The organism is Oleiagrimonas sp. (assembly GCF_027858935.1).
Taxonomy (GTDB): Bacteria; Pseudomonadota; Gammaproteobacteria; order Xanthomonadales; family Rhodanobacteraceae; genus Oleiagrimonas.
This window is the reverse complement of sequence record NZ_JAQIBU010000358.1, coordinates 1-18,599: the sequence shown is the minus strand read 5'-3', so window position 1 is coordinate 18,599 and position 18,599 is coordinate 1. Positions and strand designations below refer to the sequence as shown.

Here is an 18,599-nt window from a genome sequence, read left to right as displayed (position 1 = left end):
GCGATCACCAGCGCCAGCGGATGCGCCAGCATCAGCGCGATGCCCGCAAGGATCAGCACGAATGCGCTCCAGAAACACTTGCGACGGCCGATGCGGTTGGCCAGGTGGCCCATCCAGCTGGAACTGAAGATGCCCACCAGGTAGACCGTGAAGATCATGCCTTCGCCACTCGGGCTGAGCGCATACGGCGGCGCCAGCAGCCGGTAACCGATGTAGTTGTACAGGGTCACGAAGGTGCCCATCAGCAGGAACCCTTCCGCGAACAGCCAGCGCATGGCCGGGTCGTACAGCAGCCCGGCCATGGTCTGCCCCAGGGCACGGGGATGCATCCGGCGTGCCTGGAAATGCCGCGATTCGGGCAATGCGCGCCAGAACACCAGCGCCATGGCCAGACCCAGCAGGCCGATGACCGCCACTGCCACGCGCCAGCCAAAGAAGTCCGTGAACACGCCCGTGAGCAGGCGACCGCCCATGCCGCCGACCGCCGAGCCGCCGATGAAAAGGCCCATCGCCAGACCCACCGAATCCTCATGCATCTCCTCGCTGACATAGGCCATGGCCACCGCCGGGACACCACTCAGCGAAAGCCCCATCAGCGCGCGCACGGCGAGCAGGCCGTGCCAGTCCGGCATCAGCGCGACGGCCATGGTCAGCAGTGAGGAAATCAGCAGCGACACCAGCATCACCGGCTTGCGGCCCAGCGCATCGGACACCGCGCCCGACAGCAGCAACGCGAAGGCCAGCACGCCCGTGGTCAGCGCCAGCGACAGGCTGGCCGCGGCCGCGCTGACGTGGAACGTGCGCGAAAACAGCGGCATCAACGGCTGCACGCAGTACAGCAGGCTGAAATTGCAGAATCCGGCCGCGAACAGCGCCAGGTTGGTGCGGCGGAATGCGGCGCTGCCGTGGCGGATGGGCTCGGCGGACACCGTGGTCTCGGAGGCCAAGATTCAGCCCCTGAGCAGCGACATCATCGGTTCGGTGTAGCGGGCGCCGGATGCGGCATCGGGTGGGAACACTGCGTCGATGGCCTTGAGGTCGGCCGCATCGAGCTCCACATCCAGCGCGCCGATGTTCTGATCCAGGTAGCGGATGCGCTTGGTGCCCGGAATCGGCACGATGTGCGGATCGCGCCCCAGCACCCAGGCCAGCGCCAGCTGTGCCGGCGTGCAGCCTTTGTCCGCGGCCAGTTCGCCGACCTTGTCCACCAGCGCCAGGTTGCGTTTGAAGTTCTCGCCCTGGAAGCGCGGGCTGTTGCGGCGGTAGTCGTCCTCGGGAAAATCCTCCGGGCTGCGGATCGCGCCGCTGAGGAAACCGCGTCCGAGCGGGCTGTAGGGCACGAAGCCCACGCCCAGTTCGCGGCAGGTATCGAGCACACCGTCCTCCGGGTCGCGTGTCCACAGCGAGTATTCACACTGGATCGCGGTGACCGGATGCTCGGCGTGGGCGCGGCGCAATGTCGCCGCAGAGGGCTCGGAAAGGCCCACGAAGCGCACCTTGCCCTGGCGCACCAGGTCGGCCATCGCACCCACCGTCTCCTCGATCGGGGTCTGCGGGTCCACGCGGTGCAGGTAGTACAGGTCGATGTGGTCCAGGCCCAAGCGTTTCAGGCTGGCCTCGCAACTGCTCCGCACGTAGTCCGGACGTCCATTGATCCGCATCGGCGCGGAAGCATCGGCGCCGCGCATGAATCCGAACTTGGTGGCCACGAATGCATCCTCGCGTCGATCGCCAATGGCCTTGCCGACCAGTTGTTCGTTGCTATGCGGGCCGTAGACATCGGCGGTGTCCAGGAAATCCAGACCCTGATCGAGCGCATGCTGGATCACCGCGATGGATGCCGCATCGTCATGCGTGCCATACATCCCGCTCATGCCCATGCAACCTAGGCCGAGTGCGGAAACTTCGGGGCCGTCAGGACCCAGCGTGCGTCGTTTCATGGAAAGCTCCGGAAAACTGGTGAAGCGTGCATGATAACGCCGCATGCCAACCCGTCCGGAAGACCGGGCGACAACAGGCCCGCGCAGCAGCACGCAGGGCGCTACGCCGACAGCAGCTTTTCGACCGTATGACGATAGCGCGCCGCAATGCGCTCTTCATCGTGATGATGGAAATCGCGGACCACCCATGCCCCGCCCGCCATCACGTCGCGCACCAGGGGTGTATTGCCCGCGAACAGCACGCTTTCCAGCATGCTGTCATCGTCACGCGCGGCCAGCAGGGGCGAGGTTTCGTCCAGCACCAGCAGGTCGGCGCGATGACCCACGGACAGCGACCCGATCGGCGCATTGGAGGCCTGGGCACCTCCCGCAAGCGCGGCATCCCATAGCACCTGCGCGACGCTGGCGCCCGGTGCATGCGCGGCCACGTTGCGATGACAGGTCTTCAGGCGCTGCGCATATTCCAGCCAGCGCAGTTCCTCGACCGGCGACACCGAGATGTGCGAATCCGAACCGATGCCGAAGGCACCGCCGGCATCCAGATAGGCCGCCAACGAGAAGATGCCGTCGCCAAGGTTGGCCTCGGTGGTCGGGCACAGGCCGGCCACGGCGCCTGAGGCCGCCAGCGCGCGCAGTTCTGCCGGTTTCATGTGGGTGGCATGGATCAGGCACCAGCGCGCATCAACTGGTGCATGGTCGAGCAGCCACTGCACCGGCCGCGCGTCGTATGCAGCCAGGCAATCCTGCACTTCGCCGATCTGTTCGGCAATGTGGATGTGCAGCGGCCCCTCGCGCGCGGGCTCGGCCGCCAGCACCTCGGCCAGCGCCACCGCCGGCACTGCGCGCAGGGAGTGCAACGCCATGCCCACCCGCAGCATGGGCCCCTCTTCCGCACGCAGCGTCCGCACAAGCTCGAGATAGCCGTCGACGTCCAGACCGAAGCGGGACTGGCGTGGGCTCAAGGCACGACCATCGAAGCCGCCTTGCATGTACAGCACCGGCAACAGCGTCATGCCGATGCCGGCCTCGCGCGCAGCCTCGATCAAGGCCCGCGACATCATTGCCGGATCGGCGTATGGCGTGCCGTCGGGCTGATGGTGCAGATAGTGGAATTCGCAGGTGTGGGTATACCCCGCCTTGAGCATTTCCACGTACAACTGGGCAGCGATGGCCTTGAGTTGTTCCGGCCCGATCCGCGAAGCGAAGGCATACATCGCCTCGCGCCAGGTCCAGAAACTGTCGTCGCCGGGGCCTCTTCGTTCGGCCAGCCCCGCCATGGCGCGCTGGAAGGCATGCGAGTGCAGGTTGGGCATGCCCGGAAGAACCCGGGAACAATTCGAGACCGGGCCGCTGGGGGTGTCGCTGACGAAACCCTGCGCATCCACGCCGTAACATTCATCATGGCGCCACCCGCCGTCCCGCCAGAGATGGCCGATACGCAAGGTCGATGCAGTCATTCCGGTAACCTCCTTGTGCTTGCGGGCAGCGTCGCACGAAGCGGCGCAAAAGATAGATTTTGCAGTCTGCGGCATAATGGTCGCCATGACCAAGACGAATTCTCGTACCAAGCATCACCTCATGGTCCGCCAGGCGCAGCTGAGCGACGTCTCGCAACTGGTCGAGCTGACCGCACTGATCTACACCCCTGACTGGGGCCATTCTCCCGAGATGCTGCGCGGCCAGCAGGCGCATTTCCCCGAAGGCCAGTTCGTGGCCGAATACGACGGCCGCATCGTCGGCTACTGCTCCACGTTCCGCATCGACGAAGCGAGCGCAATGGCGCCGCATACGTGGACGGAAATCACCGGTGGCGGTTTCGGTTCCCGCCACGACCCTGAAGGCGACTGGCTGTACGGCATGGAAGTGGTGGTGCACCCTGACATGCGCGGCATGCGTATCGGCCAGCGCCTGTACACGGCGCGCAAGAACCTGTGCAAGGAACTGAAACTGCGCGGCATTGTTTTCGGCGGGCGCATGCCCGGACTGGCCAAGGCGATCAAGCGCTACAGCAGTGCCGAGAACTATGTCCAGGCCGTGACCGAGGGGCGTCGTCGCGATCAGACCCTGAGCTTCCAGCTGCGCAACGGTTTCGAGGTGATCGGCCTGCTGCACGATTACGTCCCCACCGACCACGAGTCGCTCGGTTACGCCACGCACATGGTCTGGCGCAACCCCGAGCTGCACGACCACCCTGACATGCCGCACGCTTCCGGCGGCTTGCCCATGCCCTCCACGGTGCGCGTGGCCTCGGTGCAGTACCAGCAGCGACGTATCACCTCTTTCGAGGAGTTCGCACAGCAGGTCGAGTACTTCACCGACATTGCCGCCGACTACCACGCCGACTTCGTCACCTTCCCCGAATTGATCACCCTGCAACTGCTGTCGATCGAGAACGAGGAACTGTCGCCCAACGACACCATCCGCCGGCTCAGCGAGTGGACACCCCAGGTGCGCGATCTGTTTGCTCGCCTGGCAGTGCGCTACAACATCAACATCATCGGCGGCTCGCATCCCACGCGGCAGGATGACGGCGACATCCACAACGTGTGCTACATCTGCCTGCGCGACGGCACCATGCACGAGCAGGAGAAACTGCATCCAACGCCCAGCGAACGCAATGTCTGGGGCATCACCGGCGGCGATACCGCCAGCATGATCCAGACCGACTGCGGTCCGATCGGGGTGATGATCTGCTACGACTCGGAGTTCCCCGAGGTTGCCCGCCACCTGATCGACCAGGGCGCGTTGATGCTGTTCGTGCCGTTCTGCACCGACGTGCGCGAGGGCTATCTGCGCGTACGCTACAGCTGCCAGGCACGCGCCATCGAGAACCAGTGCTACGTGGTCATGTCCGGCAACGTCGGCAACCTTCCCGGGGTCTACAACTTCGACATCCAGTACGGCCAGAGTTGCATCCTCACGCCCTGTGACTTCCCGTTCGCGCGTGACGGCGTGGCCGCCGACTCCACGCCCAACATCGAGACGGTGCTGTTCGCCGACCTCAGCCTGGACAACATCGCACGGGCGCGAAATTCCGGAACGGTCACCAACCTCAAGGACCGCCGCTACGACCTCTACGAAACGCGCTGGCGCCGACGCGGCAAGCCACAATCACAAGCGCCGGACGGAACGCACTAGGTCGGTTTTTCGCACGATTGGAACCGCCCCCGGACGAAATGCCGCAAATCCGGATGCGGATTGGCGACCCCAGCCAACACAAGATTTGCAATAATGGCGGGATGTCTGACGCCTCCACCTCGCGTAAATCCACCAATCCGCGTCTTGAAGCCGTGCTCGGCCACGAGTTTTTTGCCGCGCATCACTGGAAACGGCGCATTGCATTGTGGCTGGGGGCGATCCTTGTTGCACTGGCCGCCATCGTCTTCGCCAAGGCCAGCGACTGGTCGTTCGGACTGTTCGAAAAAATGGTCGCCTACAAGCCCTGGCTGCCGCTGTGCGTGACGCCAGTGGTATTCGGCATCCTGGCCTGGGCAACCGAAGGCAAGCTGCGTGCCGCACGCGGCAGCGGCATTCCCCAGGTGATCGGTACCCTGCACGTGGAGGACCAGGGTTTTCGCGAACGCATGCTGGCCCTCCCGATCGCCCTCAGCAAGATGGTGCTGACCCTGATCGCCATGGCCGTAGGCGCCTCGATCGGACGCGAAGGTCCGACGGTGCATGTGGGCGCGGGACTGTTCCATTCGCTGGGTCGGCGCTTTGGCTACACCGATCCCAAAGCCGCCTCACGTTTCATCCTGGCCGGCGGCGCGGCCGGTATCGCCGCAGCCTTCAATGCGCCGCTGGCCGGCGTGGTGTTCGCCATCGAGGAACTGGCTGGCGCGTTCGAGCACCGCTTTTCCGGTCTGCTGCTGACTTCGGTCATCGTCGGCGGCGTGGTGTCGCTGGGGGTCCTCGGCAATTATTCCTACTTCGGTGCGGTGGACGTCAACCTGCCGTTCGGCAACGCCTGGCTGGCGGTTCTCGCCACCGGAATCGTCGGCGGTCTGCTGGGAGGCATCTTCGCCCGCCTGGTGCTGCTCAGCCGGCGTGGCCCGCTGGCCTACATCGGACGCTTCCGCGCCCGCTGGCCGGTAATCTTCGCCGTCGGCTGCGGACTGGCGCTGGCGATACTCGGTCTGATCTCGCACAACACCATCTATGGCACGGGATACGACCAGGCACGGGCCTTCGTGCAGGAAGCCGCGCAGACACCGGGGCAATGGTTCGGTATCAACAAGCTGTTCGCCAATACCGTCTCGTATTGGGCCGGTATTCCGGGCGGCCTGTTCTCGCCGGCACTGGCCGTCGGCGCGGGCCTGGGCCACAACATTGCGCACTTCCTTCCTGGCGTGCCGGCTGCAGCAGTGGTCCTGCTGGGCATGAGTTCCTACCTGTCGGGTGTCACCGGCGCGCCACTGACCTCGGCCGTGATCGCCATGGAGCTGACCGACAACCAGAGCATGATCATCCCGATCATGGCCTCCTGCCTGCTGGCGCGTGCGGCGGCATCGCTGTTCAGCCCGACACCGGTGTACAAGGACTTCGCCGAACGCCTGGTGCGTGACTTCGAGGAACGCCAGCGCAAGGATCTGGCCGCCGACGAGGCTCGTGCCGATGCCATTGCCGAGGCGATCGCAAGCACCGAGGTCGGGAAGTCCTCAGAGCCGACCAACCGCACGACCGCATTCGAGGACATGTCCACGCAGCCGACGCAGGAGGAACTGGGCCTGGAGTCGACTGCCGAACCCGAACCGCATCCGGAGCCACCGGAGGGCGACGAGCACGACCCTCCGAGAGACCATCGCTGAGAAACCGCCATGTCCGACGCGCCACGTTTCGACCTGCTCCTGACCCACGCTCGCATCGTCAGCCTGGACGACCCGGAGGGTGGGTACGGCGAGATCGCGGACGGCGCCATCGGTTGCCGTGACGGACGTATCGCCTGGCTCGGCCGACACGACGCCCTGCCCGCGGGGACCCATGCCGAGCGCGTGCTCGACGCGCATGGACGTCTGCTGACTCCGGGTCTGATCGACTGCCACACCCATCTGGTCTTCGGCGGCGTGCGCGCCGACGAGTTCGAGATGCGCCTGGAGGGTGCCAGTTATCAGGATATCGCGCGCGCCGGTGGCGGTATCGCCTCCAGCGTCGCAGCCACTCGTGCGGCCGATGAGGACAGCCTGTTCGCCTCTGCGCTGCCCCGGGCCCGCAGCCTGCTGCACGACGGGGTCACTACGATCGAGATCAAGTCCGGGTACGGTCTGGACCTGGACAGCGAACGACGCATGTTGCGCGTGGCGCGCCGCCTCGGTGAACATCTCGGCATCAGCGTGCGCACCAGCTTCCTGGGCCTGCATGCGCTGCCGACGGAGTTTGCCGACGACCGCGACGGCTACGTGAGCGAGGTCTGCGAGAGGATGTTGCCGGCGCTCGCCGCGGAAGGTCTGGTTGATGCCGTCGATGCCTTCTGCGAGAACATCGCATTCAGCCCGGCACAGATCCGGCGGCTGTTCGAGCAGGCACGGGCCCTGCAGCTGCCGGTGAAACTGCATGCCGAACAGCTTTCCAACCAGCATGGGGCTGCGTTGGTGGCCGAGTTCGATGGCCTTTCTGCCGACCATCTGGAGTACCTCGACGAGGCGGGTGTGGCCAGCATGGCCAGAGCCGGCACGGTTGCCGTGCTGCTCCCCGGCGCGTTCTATGCCCTGCGCGAGACCCGTCGCCCCCCGATCGTTGCCCTGCGCGACAAGGGCGTGCCGATGGCCGTGGCCACGGACCTCAATCCCGGCACTTCACCGCTACTTTCATTGCGTTTGGCCGCCAACATGGCCTGCACCCTGTTCGGGCTGACTCCAGCAGAAGCCTTGCGCGGCGTGACCGCCCATGCCGCCCGCGCGCTGGGCCTGGATGACCGCGGTCGCCTGCGTGCGGGCATGCGCGCCGACATGGTGCTGTGGAACGCTCACACGCCAGCCGAATTGTGCTACTGGGTGGGTGGAAACCTGGTCGAACAGGTCTTGGTTGCCGGTGCGACACGCAACGGATACTAGCGGCATTTCGATCATGCCTGCCGGGGCCTGCGCTACAAGCGACGGGGGAACTGCGGCGGCTACCCTGTCGATGCCCCGGCTTTCGGCGGTACATGCGCCATGGCGTGCTCGACCACCGCGGTGATGGTCAGGCTCGGGTTCACGCCAAGGTTGGAGGACAGCACCGATCCGTCGCAAATCAGCAGATTGCGATAGCCGAATGCGCGACAGCGGCTGTCGCACACGCCCTTGTCGGCGTCTGCTCCCATCACCGCGCCACCCATGCAGTGCGCGGTCATCGGTATATCAAACAGCACCTCGGTGATCGATGTTCCGGCCACCCCTCCGGTAAGTTTTGCGGCGGCCTCGGCAAACGCATTGGCCTCGGGGATGCAGGTCGGGATGCGCTTGCCCTCGGTGACCAGTCGCTTGCGGAACGGCCAGTACCAGCGCCGCTTGAGCCGCATGCGCAAACAGGAATCCAGCGTGTGCATGCACAGGAAAATGATCGTCTCTCGCGCAAATCCCAATGGCTGCACGCTGCGCAAGGTGCGCACTGGATGCCGTGCCACCTGCGCCAGCAACGTGAGCATCCACGCGCCGACGCGTCGCCAGCGTCCGGTGCCGCGCACCAGCACGGTCAGCAGAAAACCCATCGCATCCGAACCTCGTGGGTAACGCGTGGCTTCGATGTGTGTTCGACCGTTCAGATGGATCCCCGAACCAATGGCGATGCCCCGTGAAAGGTCCACCTTCGTGCCAGGATAGCGCACGCCGATCAGGGATTCGGCATTGGTGCGCACGCCCTCCCCCAGGCACGCCGAGAGGCGTGGCAAGGCGCTGTGTTCGCGCAGGCGAAGCAGCAGGTCCTGCGTGCCCAGCGACCCGGCAGCCACCACTACGCCGCGACAGGTCCAGGTGCGCTTGCGTCCGGCCTGGATTGCAGTCACGCGATAACCGTCTGCGCCATCCGCCGCGCCCATCGGCCGCACGTCTACCACGCGTGTTTCGGGGTGCACTTGCGTACCCAGGCCTTCGGCCAGGTACAGGTAATTGAGGTCCAGTGTGTTCTTGGCGCCGTAACGGCAACCGACCATGCAACCACCGCATCCGATGCACGAACGCCGGGGCGGGCCCTTGCCGTCGAAATACGGGTCTGGATGCTCGCTCCCCGCGGGCTCGCCTTCGGCACCGAAATAGACGCCAACCTCGGTCGGTCGGAACGTATCGCCGACGCCAGCGGCCACGGCCATCACCCTGAGCCTGCGGTCGGCCTCGTCCAGCCGTTTGTTGGTGGCCACGCCCAGCATCTTCTGCGCGCTGCGGAAATGCTCCGGCATCACCCGCGTCCAGTCCTCCAGGCCCGCCCAGCTTCCCTGTGACCAGATGTCATCGGGGGGCACCAGCAAGGTGTTGGCATAGGTGATCGAGCCGCCGCCGACGGCGTTTCCGTGCAGCACCATGACATGGCGGAACGGCCGGATGTTGAAGAATCCGTGAAGCCCCAGGCCAGGACGCCACAACCAGCGCCGCAGCGACCAATTGCTGCGCGGCAGGTTCGCCGGCGACCAGCGTTTTCCGGTTTCCAGTACCGTCACGCGATAGCCCTTCTCGCTCAGTCGCAGCGCGCTGACGCTGCCACCGAAGCCCGAGCCGATAATGATGTAATCCTGGTCGAACGTGTCTTGCATGGTTCCCGCCTCCCCGCGAACAGTCTAAGGGATACCGGGGCCAGTTCGTATTCCGATAGGGTCGATCGACCGTCTGTGCATGGGGCGCGTCTGTTTGCCTTGCAGGTGGGCATGGATTTCGCGCGCAGGCGAGCGGAACCACAAAACAGCCAAACACCTGCAGCCGATCAAAATACAGACACAAAAAAGCCCCGCATCAGCGAGGCTTTTTCACCAAACAAACGGCCAGATCAGGAGGCCTTCTTGCGCGCTGTCTTTGCCGTCGACGCAGCCTTTGGCGCACTCGGCGCAGCGGCGGTCTTGCTTTTGCGCGGCCGCGTGACACCGTGCGATCCACGATAGATCTTGCCCTTGCGTGTGCGCTTGTCACCCTTGCCCATATCCTACTCCGTGTCTGTGGTGGCGGAACACACCCATGGTAGACCAGTTTCGGATGTCGGGGCAGCCGCTTTCAGCAAAGGATTCAGGTGGGAATCAGCACCACGCTCAATGCGCTGCACAGAACTTGTGGGAGCGGCAGGTCAGTCGCGGGTTGATCACGTGCGCCGAGGCCACCAGCAAACCACCGCAGGTCACCTTCACGCTGTGCAGAGCCGTCTGCGTGTCCAGGTCGACCAGGGTCACCCCCAGCACCAGGAGCAACAGGCCCGGCTAAGCCAGCAGCAGAGGAAGACGCCGGCGATGCTTGCGATGACCCGTCACCAAGGTGGGGGTGGCCAGTGCAGCGGCAAACAACACGAAAAAGCGTTCGAAGGTGTGGTCGGCCAGGAATTCCAGGCCCAAAAGCGGCAGCAATCCGATTACGAACGGCAGCAGAGCGCAGTGGATTGCACACAGGAACGAGGCGGTTGCCCCCTATCGGTCGGCCACCGACCACCAACGCGCAGGGGTCTCGGTGCCGGAAACAATCGGGTTGGCGGTTTCGGCAATTGCGGGCATGGGATGCTTTTGTAATCGATACATCATTACATGGCAGTGGTTGCGCAAGCCCACCTGACCTTGGTGCCCGGCAGCGGCTTGGAGGCAACATTGTAATATTATAACATTAACCGGGAAGCAAGGACTTCACCGCACCGGCCAAGCGGACGCGGGATTCCAGGGGCCATCCGGCCGGAGATGCTGTTCAAGCCTCGCGGCAGTCGCTGCACACGCCGTGCACTTCCAGGGTCTGGCCCTGTGGCTTGAAGCCCAGCGCGCGCGCCTGGGCGCTGATCAGTTCGGCCACGCGCTCGTCACACACCTCAACGGCGCTGGAGCAGACATCGCAGATCAGGAACGGCACCTGGTGCGAATCGGCCGGATGAGGGCAGTAGACAAAGGCATTGATCGATTCGAGCTTGTGAATGAAACCGTGCTCAAGAAGGAAGTCCAGTGCCCGATAGACCGTGGGCGGCGCCGCGTTGCCGTGCCGGTCGCGAAGGCGTTCCAGCAAGTCGTAGGCCTTGACCGGTTTGTCCGCCTGCGCCAACAGTTCCAACACTTCCCTGCGCAAGGGTGTCAGGCGCAGCCCGCGTTCGCGGCTGGCACGCACAACTTCGCTCACGAAACGCTCGGCGTCGTGATCATGGTGATGAGGCTTGTGCGAGAACACGCTCATGGGTGGACCGGCTGGATGAACGGCCACACTATGGTATCACCGCGGCGACGCTGGATCGTCCGCGGATGTGCGGGACGTTCGGCGCGAGGGCAAGGCGAACAGTACCAGCAGGGCGATGGGGCCGATGACCAGGCTGATCCAGATCCCGCTCCACAGGCGCCCCCGCCACCAGCCCACCACAGCGCCAAGCACGAGGCTGAACAAGGTAAACCACAGCAGCGCAGTCCACGGCATCGCCGCCATCAGGTTGTTGAAGACCTGCCAGGCCGCTCCGGGGGAGGACAGGTCCACGCCGTGCGTTGCGCACGCCAGAAGATCATCCATGGCAATCACTTCCCGCGCAGGTCGAGATGGTGGTGCGCCAGTCCATGCTCAGTCCGCGTGGCTCAGATCCAGCGCATGCTTGATGCGGTGCAGAGCCACGTCACGACCGGCGAGATAGATGGTCTGGTCGATGGACGGCGAGACCTGGGTGCCGGTCATGGCCACGCGCAACGGTTGGGCCACCTTGCCCATGCCCAGTTCAAGCTGCTCGGCAACACGGGCAACCACCCCGTGGATCGCCTCGACCTGCCAATCCCCGAGCTCACCCAGCGCCTGCAAAGCGGCGTCGAGGACTTTTGGCGCGGTCACCGACTTGAGATGCTTTTTGACCGCCTTGTCATCCCATTCGGTAATCGGCGAATACCAGACGCGCGCACGTTCGGCCATGTCCTTCAGCGTCTGGACGCGGTCGCACAGCGCCGTGACCACTGCGGCAGGATTCGGGCCGGATGTCGGGTCGATACCGATACGCTGCAGGTGCCACTCCAGTTCCGGCGCGATCGACGCCGGATCCTGGCTCTTGAGGTATTGCTGGTTCAACCAACCCAGCTTGGCCATGTCGAAGCGGGCCGCCGAGGCATTGACCTCGGCGATGTCGAACAGACGCACCATTTCGTCGACCGAGAAGATCTCCTGGTCACCGTGTGACCAGCCCAGGCGCACCAGGTAGTTGAGCAGGGCTTCCGGCAGGTAGCCATCTTCACGATACTGCATCACGCCGACTGCACCATGGCGCTTGGAAAGCTTCTGGCCATCGGCACCGAGGATCATCGGCAGGTGCGCGAAGACCGGTACCGTAGCGCCCAGGGCCTGGTAGACGTTGATCTGGCGCGGCGTGTTGTTGACGTGATCGTCGCCGCGGATGACCGCGGTGATGCCCATGTCGATGTCGTCCACCACCACCGCGAAATTGTAGGTGGGATAACCGTCGGAGCGGAACAGCACGAAATCGTCCAGTTCGCTGTTGGACCATTCGATGCGACCCTTGACCTTGTCCTCGAACACCACCGAACCGGACTGGGGGTTCTTGAAGCGCAGCACGCGGTTGGGGTCGTCGCGATACGGCTCGTCACGGTCACGGTAGTAGCCGTTGTAGCGCGGCTTCTCGCCCCGGGACATGGCCTCGGCGCGCATCGCGTCGATCTGTTCACGGCTCTCATAGGCGTAATAGGCCTTTCCGTCCGCGCGTAGCTGCTCGGCCACCTCACGGTAGCGCTCAAGTCGTGCGGTCTGGAATACCGGGCCTTCATCAGCCTCGAGCCCGAGCCACTGCATGCCGTCGATGATCGCCTGCACGGCTTCGTCGGTGGATCGCTCGCGATCGGTATCTTCCACACGCAGGATGAACTGCCCGCCGTGATGGCGCGCCTCGAGCCAGCAGTACAACGCCGTGCGGGCCCCGCCGATGTGCAGGAATCCGGTGGGGCTTGGGGCAAAACGGGTACGCACGCTCATGGTCGAAAGGAAGCCGTGGGACAAGCCCGTCAGGATACCAGACCGAGTGCACGGCACGCCGCTGCGAAAGCCAGTGCCTCCCGTCGGCAGTGCATCCAGTATGCAGCCAACCCCGTATCCCTGCAGGGAAACACCAGTGGTGCCAGAGGCAAACTCGACACGCCCTGGGCGACGCAGCATTGACCCGCGCTCAAATAACGCGACAATGTGTGCGCTGATGGTGTGGCCCGTCATCCATTTTTGTGGTCGCATCCAGGGGGATATATATTGAAGACCTTTTTCAGTCTTGCCTTGTCCGGACTATCCGAGGCCGAAGTCAAACAGGTGCTAGCGACTCTCGACTCTCCAGGCCTGGACAAATGGAGCCTTTCCGAAGGTGGCAACAGTGACCTGTTGATTGTCGATGTCGACAGTGTCTGGGGTCACATGGACTGGCTGCGCGCCCTTGCCGAAGGCCGTCATAGCGTCGCCTACACCGAACAGAAATCGATACGCGACTGCGAAATCCTGCTGCGCAAACCGCTGGACAGTAACCGCCTCGCGGAGATACTTTTGCAGTTGCAGAACGGTGACGCGCCAACCAGGGCACCCGCTCCTGCGGCGGCCAGCACAGCCAGTCCAGCGCCAAGGCAGTCACCCGCCACGGAACCCGTCGCCGAGGCTCCTGCCCCGGTATCGAAGCTCCCCGAACACGAGCCAGAAGTCGCTTACACTCCGGCATCGCAAATCGAACCAGCGGCCGCAATCGAAGATGCCCGGGACGTCGCTGCGAACAGCAAAGACAATGCCCTGTCCGACGAATCGCAAACCGTGGGCGACCTGCTGCTGACCGGTGGCATTACCGAACCTGTGCTGGTCGAGTTGGCTGGAGACCTGCAACTGGTCATTGACCCGACCCAGCATGTGTACCGCGCGCCTCCGCAACTCAAGCCGATCCAGAAGCTCCTTGACGCGCCTCTTGTACACATGCACCCGGTGGCCGCCGATGACGAGCAGTTGCAACATGCCGGCCCGCAACAGCCGATGGTCCGCCTGCTGTGGTTCGCGGCCCTGAGCGCCAGCGAAGGCCAACTCGCGCCGCATCTTGATCCGGACGCGATCTGGCGACTGACCCGTTGGCCGCAGATCGAACGCGAATTCCCGCGCCATTTCCGTATCGCCACGGCAATGATGAAGCGACCCGGCACGCTCGAGGAAGTCGCCGCGGCAGCCAAGTCCCCGGTCGAGGATGTGGCCGCTTTCATCAACGCCTACTACCTGGCGGGCTACGTCGCGCCCGAAGGCTCCAATGAGCCTGTGGAGGCCGCCAACAGCGCCGAAAACGTGCTCTCGCGCCTGAATCGAAACTTCTCGCGCAGCGCCCGCGACACCGCCTGAGATCGAGGTCTTCGACCCGGCGCATATACACGAGGGCCACCCTCCCCGTGCGGCCCTCGTTTACAAGTCACGCATGTCCGCTGCAAATGGAGTCGGGTTCGAAAGCTTCAGGCCACGCGTTCGGCGCGCGTGAGCAGGGCCAGCAGGTCGCCCAGCTTGTCGCGCATCTCGCGACGGTCGACGATCATGTCCAGCGCGCCATGCTCGACCAGGAATTCCGAACGCTGGAAACCTTCCGGAAGCGTCTCCCGCACGGTCTGCTCGATCACGCGAGGACCTGCAAAACCAATCAGCGCCTTCGGCTCGCCGATGTTGATGTCACCGAGCATCGCGAAACTCGCAGAGACGCCACCCGTGGTCGGATGCGCAAGTACCGATATGTAGGGCACTCCGGCGTCGCGCATGCGCGCAAGCGCGGCAGAAGTCTTGGCCATCTGCATCAGCGAGAACAGGCCTTCCTGCATGCGTGCGCCACCGGTCGCCGTAAAGCAAACCAGCGGGATGCGCTCGGCCAGCGCGCGTTCGGCGGCACGGGTGAACTTCTCACCCACCACCGAGCCCATCGAACCACCCATGAACCGGAACTCGAACGCCACCGCCATCAGCGGACGCTGCTTGAGCAGGCCGCGCATGGCAATCAACGCGTCCTTCTCGCCCGTTGCTTTTTGTGCCGCCAGCATGCGGTCGCGGTATTTTTTCGAATCCTTGAATTTCAGCGGATCAAGCGGTTCAAGGTCGGCAAACATCTCGGCCGCGGTGCCCTGGTCGAGAAACGACAGCAGACGCGTGCGTGCGGTGATCGCATGGTGATGACTGCACTTGGGACAAACCATCAGTTGGCGTTCCAGCTCGGGACGGTAGATCACGCCGCCACAGCCGCCGCATTTTTCCCAAACGCCCTCCGGTACCTTGCTCTTGCCGTTGGCATTGGCATTGGCATGCTCGGTCCGAATGCGCGGGGTCATGAGTTTCTGCAGCCAGTTCATGTCGATTCTCCAGGAACCCGATGTCGTACCGGTTCCGCTGCTGATCCGTTATGTCTTGTCGTCCAGGGCCGCGCGGATCGGTGCCAGAAACGCCTGCACGCGCGAAGCCGCCTCCCCTTCGGTCCCTGCGCCAGCCAGTGTATCGACCAGTGCACTGCCGATCACCACCGCATCGGCAAAGGCTGCGATGGCCTGCGCACTTTCGGCATCGCGAATCCCGAAACCGACCGCGACGGGCGCACTGGAGCGGGCCCGTATCGACGCGACCCGATCCGCAATGGCATCCACTGAAAGCCGTGCCGCACCGGTGATCCCGGCAAAGGATACATAGTACAGGAAACCATCTGCCGCCTCGCAGGCCTGCAGCAGGCGTTGCTCGGACGTGGTCGGTGCGGCAAGCAGAATCCGGTGCAGTCCGTGCGCGCGGATCGGAACGGTCGCCTCGTCCTCCTCGATCGGGCAGTCCACCAGCAGCACGCCATCGACCCCGGCGGCCATGGCATCCCTGGAAAATTCTTCGATGCCGTGAATCTCGATGGGATTGAGATAGCCCATCAGCACGACCGGCGTATCGCTGTCCCTTTCACGGAACCGGGACACCCACGTCAGCACATCCTTGATGCCGACGCCATGGGCAAGCGCGCGCTCGCTGGCGTGCTGGATCACCGGACCGTCGGCCATCGGGTCCGAGAACGGCACGCCGAGCTCGATCACGTCCGCGCCGGCAGCGACCAGTGCATGCATGACCGGAACGGTCAGCTCAGGCCCGGGGTCCCCGGCAGTGACAAAAGGAATCAATCCGCACCTTCCGGCGGACTTGAGGGCGGCGAAGCGGGTTTGCAGTCGTGTCATCTTGAGGCCGGAGGTCGGGTTTGAGGAATGGATGGTCGTCGTTCGCGCAGGTTGCGGCAGGATCTGGGGCAGCGACTCAAGAGACCGGCCGGACCGGTACGCGCCGCCTTTTCCATGACCCGTTACAACTCGATACCTTCACGTGCCGCAATCGTGTGCACGTCCTTGTCGCCGCGCCCTGAGAGATTGCACAGCACCAGGCCATCCCTGGGGAGTTCGCGAGCCAGTTTGATCGCCTGGGCAATGGCATGGCTGGACTCCAGCGCCGGAATGATGCCCTCGGTGCGGCACAGGGCATGGAAAGCCTGCATGGCCTCGGCATCGTCGATGCCCACGTATTCGGCGCGACCGACGTCCTTGAGGAAGGCGTGCTCGGGACCGACACCGGGATAATCCAGTCCTGCCGAGATCGAGTGCGTCTCGGTGATCTGGCCGTGATCGTCGCACAGCACATAGGTCCGGTTGCCGTGCAGGACGCCGGGACGGCCGGCGGCGAGCGATGCGGCATGCTGGCCGGACTGCAGGCCCTCGCCCGCGGCCTCGGCACCGACCAGACGCACCTCGCGATCATTCAGGAAGGCGTGGAACAGCCCGATCGCATTGGATCCGCCGCCCACGCATGCGGTGATCACATCCGGCAGCCGTCCGTATTCGTCCAGCATCTGCGCACGCGCCTCGCGACCGGCCACGGCGTTGAAGTCACGGACCATCATTGGATACGGATGTGGGCCGGCCACCGTGCCGATGATGTAGAAGGTGTCCTCCACGTTCGTGACCCAGTCGCGCAGGGCTTCATTGAGCGCGTCCTTGAGCGTCTTCGAACCGGATGTGACCGGCCTGACCTCGGCACCCAGAAGTTTCATGCGGTAGACGTTGATGGCCTGGCGCTCGATGTCGCGCGCACCCATGTAGACCACACACTTCAGGCCCAGCCTTGCTGCCACCGTTGCAGTGGCCACGCCATGCTGTCCTGCGCCCGTCTCGGCGATGATCCGCGGCTTGCCCATGTGCCGGGCCATCAGCGCCTGGCCGACGGTGTTGTTGATCTTGTGCGCGCCGGTGTGATTGAGGTCCTCGCGCTTGAGCACGATACGCGCGCCACCGACCTCGCGAGTCAGGCGTTCGCACAGATACAGCGGGCTGGGTCGTCCCACATAATGGGCCAGGTCGTAGTCCAGTTCGGCGACAAACTCCGGATCCTTGCGCATCCGCAGGTAGGCCTCGGTCAGTTCGGCCAGCGGCGCCATCAGGGTCTCGGCGACATAGCTGCCGCCATACGCGCCAAAACGACCTTTGGCATCGGGGTAGGCGTGGAAATCCTCGATCTGTACAGAAGGCATGGGGAATGATCCGGGATGGAAAGCAGGCGCCTACAGTAGCGCCGAAGCAATCATCGGAAAAGCGATAAAATAGAGCGTACCTGTTAGTATTTCTCACATATGCCACATCCCAGCGAACTCCCTCCACTCAATGCATTGCGGGCTTTCGAGGCCACAGCCCGACTTGAAAGCGTGAGTCAGGCTGCACATGAATTGTTTGTCACCCACGGTGCCGTCAGTCGTCAACTGCGCATCCTGGAGGACTATCTTGGACAGCCGGTTTTCGAGCGACGCGGTCGCGGCCTGGTGCTCACCGGGAATGGACGTGAGCTGCGAGATGCCGTGGCCACGGCCTTTGACACCCTGCGCGCCACCAGCCGTCGCCTCCAGCGAACCGCGCGCAGCGAGGCGCTGGTGCTGGGATGCCCTGGTAGCGTGCTGGCCCGCTGGATGATCCCGCGACTGGAGACATTGCGCCGCGACCTGCCGCAGATGAACCTGCACCTGTCCGCGAATGAGCAACCGCCCAATGCGGCATTGAGCGGACTGGATGCAGCCCTAGTCGCCGCTGCCCCGCCCTGGCCCGGCCAATGGCAGGTCCACGAACTGGCCAGCGAGCGCATCGGCCCCGTGATGAGTCCGCAGTATGCGCAAGAGCGCGACCTGCTCGAACACGATCCGCGAGTCCTGCTCGACGAAGCCGTGCTGCATACGGCGTCACGCCCCCAGGCCTGGCCCGCCTGGTGTCGAGCGCACGGGTTGCCAGCCGGGGCCCTGCCCATGGGCCAGTCGTTCGAGCATCTGTACTACCTGACCGAGGCGGCCGTCGCCGGCCTTGGCGTCGCCATCGCACCGCAACAACTGGTCGCCGATGACATCGCCGCCGGCCGGCTGGTCGCCCCATGGGGCTTCAGCGAAACCGGAGGCATCTGGGTGCTGTGCGCGCCACGCGGCTCAAGTGACCCGAACATCCCGGCACTGGCACACTGGTTGCGCGCGCAACTGAACGCCGACTCCACCTAGCAAGCG

General features: G+C 64.4%; 17 protein-coding genes and 1 pseudogene. 5 read left to right on the top strand and 13 right to left on the bottom strand.

Annotated features, from left to right (window positions below; genetic code table 11):
* From PF446_RS13655 to PF446_RS13645, 3 genes are all read right to left on the bottom strand, one after another.
* On the bottom strand, positions 1-947 hold a 947-nt coding region (locus tag PF446_RS13655; RefSeq protein WP_298072530.1), incomplete at its 3' end, for an MFS transporter.
* A 3-nt stretch (positions 948-950) separates the two neighbouring features.
* On the bottom strand, positions 951-1,940 hold the full coding sequence (locus PF446_RS13650; RefSeq protein ID WP_298072528.1) for an aldo/keto reductase: 990 nt from the start codon (positions 1,938-1,940) through the stop codon (positions 951-953).
* A 101-nt stretch (positions 1,941-2,041) separates the two neighbouring features.
* Positions 2,042-3,397, bottom strand: coding sequence for a formimidoylglutamate deiminase (locus PF446_RS13645; RefSeq protein WP_298072526.1), 1,356 nt, complete (start codon positions 3,395-3,397; stop codon positions 2,042-2,044).
* An 85-nt stretch (positions 3,398-3,482) separates the two neighbouring features.
* Between PF446_RS13645 and PF446_RS13640 the strand changes: the two genes are divergently transcribed.
* The 3 genes from PF446_RS13640 to hutI all read left to right on the top strand — a co-directional run bounded on the left by PF446_RS13640 (position 3,483) and on the right by hutI (position 7,990).
* Positions 3,483-5,078, top strand: coding sequence for a bifunctional GNAT family N-acetyltransferase/carbon-nitrogen hydrolase family protein (locus PF446_RS13640; protein ID WP_298072525.1), 1,596 nt, complete (start codon positions 3,483-3,485; stop codon positions 5,076-5,078).
* Between the two features lie 101 nt (positions 5,079-5,179).
* The gene (locus tag PF446_RS13635; RefSeq protein ID WP_298072523.1) at positions 5,180-6,748 is read left to right on the top strand and encodes a chloride channel protein; all 1,569 of its coding nucleotides are present in this window, start codon (positions 5,180-5,182) and stop codon (positions 6,746-6,748) included.
* Between the two features lie 9 nt (positions 6,749-6,757).
* Entirely contained in the window at positions 6,758-7,990 is a 1,233-nt protein-coding gene (gene hutI, locus PF446_RS13630) for an imidazolonepropionase (protein ID WP_298072521.1), read from the top strand.
* Between the two features lie 59 nt (positions 7,991-8,049).
* On the opposite strand, the gene PF446_RS13625 is transcribed toward hutI, so the two are convergent.
* From PF446_RS13625 to gltX, 7 genes and pseudogenes are all read right to left on the bottom strand, one after another.
* Positions 8,050-9,660, bottom strand: coding sequence for a GMC family oxidoreductase (locus PF446_RS13625; RefSeq protein WP_298072519.1), 1,611 nt, complete (start codon positions 9,658-9,660; stop codon positions 8,050-8,052).
* Between the two features lie 230 nt (positions 9,661-9,890).
* Positions 9,891-10,040 carry a 30S ribosomal protein THX gene (locus tag PF446_RS13620; RefSeq protein WP_298072517.1) on the bottom strand — a complete coding sequence of 50 codons (150 nt, stop codon included), beginning with the start codon at positions 10,038-10,040 and terminating at the stop codon, positions 9,891-9,893.
* 106 nt (positions 10,041-10,146) lie between these two features.
* Complete coding sequence (locus tag PF446_RS14420) at positions 10,147-10,284, bottom strand: hypothetical protein (RefSeq protein WP_343224690.1); 138 nt, start codon at positions 10,282-10,284, stop codon at positions 10,147-10,149.
* A gap of 27 nt (positions 10,285-10,311) precedes the next feature.
* Positions 10,312-10,503: pseudogene (locus PF446_RS14415) on the bottom strand (MerC domain-containing protein); the annotation flags it as partial.
* A 280-nt stretch (positions 10,504-10,783) separates the two neighbouring features.
* The gene (locus PF446_RS13610) at positions 10,784-11,257 is read right to left on the bottom strand and encodes a Fur family transcriptional regulator (RefSeq protein ID WP_298072515.1); all 474 of its coding nucleotides are present in this window, start codon (positions 11,255-11,257) and stop codon (positions 10,784-10,786) included.
* Positions 11,258-11,293: 36 nt separating this feature from the next.
* Entirely contained in the window at positions 11,294-11,581 is a 288-nt protein-coding gene (locus tag PF446_RS13605) for a hypothetical protein (RefSeq protein WP_298072513.1), read from the bottom strand.
* A gap of 48 nt (positions 11,582-11,629) precedes the next feature.
* On the bottom strand, positions 11,630-13,036 hold the full coding sequence (gltX, locus tag PF446_RS13600) for a glutamate--tRNA ligase (RefSeq protein WP_298072510.1): 1,407 nt from the start codon (positions 13,034-13,036) through the stop codon (positions 11,630-11,632).
* Between the two features lie 267 nt (positions 13,037-13,303).
* Between gltX and PF446_RS13595 the strand changes: the two genes are divergently transcribed.
* Positions 13,304-14,413 (top strand): hypothetical protein, encoded by a 1,110-nt coding sequence (locus PF446_RS13595; protein WP_298072508.1) that lies wholly within the window; start codon positions 13,304-13,306, stop codon positions 14,411-14,413.
* 107 nt (positions 14,414-14,520) lie between these two features.
* Here PF446_RS13595 and accD read toward each other — a convergent pair whose 3' ends face one another.
* The 3 genes from accD to trpB form a co-directional block, all read right to left on the bottom strand.
* Positions 14,521-15,399 carry an acetyl-CoA carboxylase, carboxyltransferase subunit beta gene (gene accD, locus PF446_RS13590; RefSeq protein WP_298072506.1) on the bottom strand — a complete coding sequence of 293 codons (879 nt, stop codon included), beginning with the start codon at positions 15,397-15,399 and terminating at the stop codon, positions 14,521-14,523.
* A 48-nt stretch (positions 15,400-15,447) separates the two neighbouring features.
* Positions 15,448-16,251, bottom strand: coding sequence for a tryptophan synthase subunit alpha (trpA, locus tag PF446_RS13585; protein WP_298072504.1), 804 nt, complete (start codon positions 16,249-16,251; stop codon positions 15,448-15,450).
* A gap of 122 nt (positions 16,252-16,373) precedes the next feature.
* The gene (gene trpB / locus PF446_RS13580; RefSeq protein WP_298072502.1) at positions 16,374-17,591 is read right to left on the bottom strand and encodes a tryptophan synthase subunit beta; all 1,218 of its coding nucleotides are present in this window, start codon (positions 17,589-17,591) and stop codon (positions 16,374-16,376) included.
* Positions 17,592-17,690: 99 nt separating this feature from the next.
* Here trpB and PF446_RS13575 point away from each other — a divergent pair, with 99 nt between their 5' ends.
* Positions 17,691-18,593, top strand: coding sequence for a LysR family transcriptional regulator (locus tag PF446_RS13575; RefSeq protein ID WP_298072500.1), 903 nt, complete (start codon positions 17,691-17,693; stop codon positions 18,591-18,593).
* Positions 18,594-18,599: the final 6 nt, after the last annotated feature.

Excerpts from the sequence above, each read along its gene's own strand:
- PF446_RS13650 (WP_298072528.1), bottom strand. The coding sequence starts at position 1,940 with ATGAAACGACGCACGCTGGGTCCTGACGGCCCCGAAGTTTCCGCACTC.
- PF446_RS13645 (WP_298072526.1), bottom strand. The coding sequence starts at position 3,397 with ATGACTGCATCGACCTTGCGTATCGGCCATCTCTGGCGGGACGGCGGG.
- PF446_RS13640 (WP_298072525.1), top strand. The coding sequence starts at position 3,483 with ATGACCAAGACGAATTCTCGTACCAAGCATCACCTCATGGTCCGCCAG.
- PF446_RS13635 (WP_298072523.1), top strand. The coding sequence starts at position 5,180 with ATGTCTGACGCCTCCACCTCGCGTAAATCCACCAATCCGCGTCTTGAA.
- hutI (WP_298072521.1), top strand. The coding sequence starts at position 6,758 with ATGTCCGACGCGCCACGTTTCGACCTGCTCCTGACCCACGCTCGCATC.
- PF446_RS13625 (WP_298072519.1), bottom strand. The coding sequence starts at position 9,660 with ATGCAAGACACGTTCGACCAGGATTACATCATTATCGGCTCGGGCTTC.
- PF446_RS13620 (WP_298072517.1), bottom strand. The coding sequence starts at position 10,040 with ATGGGCAAGGGTGACAAGCGCACACGCAAGGGCAAGATCTATCGTGGA.
- PF446_RS13610 (WP_298072515.1), bottom strand. The coding sequence starts at position 11,257 with ATGAGCGTGTTCTCGCACAAGCCTCATCACCATGATCACGACGCCGAG.
- PF446_RS13605 (WP_298072513.1), bottom strand. The coding sequence starts at position 11,581 with ATGGATGATCTTCTGGCGTGCGCAACGCACGGCGTGGACCTGTCCTCC.
- gltX (WP_298072510.1), bottom strand. The coding sequence starts at position 13,036 with ATGAGCGTGCGTACCCGTTTTGCCCCAAGCCCCACCGGATTCCTGCAC.
- accD (WP_298072506.1), bottom strand. The coding sequence starts at position 15,399 with ATGAACTGGCTGCAGAAACTCATGACCCCGCGCATTCGGACCGAGCAT.
- trpA (WP_298072504.1), bottom strand. The coding sequence starts at position 16,251 with ATGACACGACTGCAAACCCGCTTCGCCGCCCTCAAGTCCGCCGGAAGG.
- trpB (WP_298072502.1), bottom strand. The coding sequence starts at position 17,591 with ATGCCTTCTGTACAGATCGAGGATTTCCACGCCTACCCCGATGCCAAA.
- PF446_RS13575 (WP_298072500.1), top strand. The coding sequence starts at position 17,691 with ATGCCACATCCCAGCGAACTCCCTCCACTCAATGCATTGCGGGCTTTC.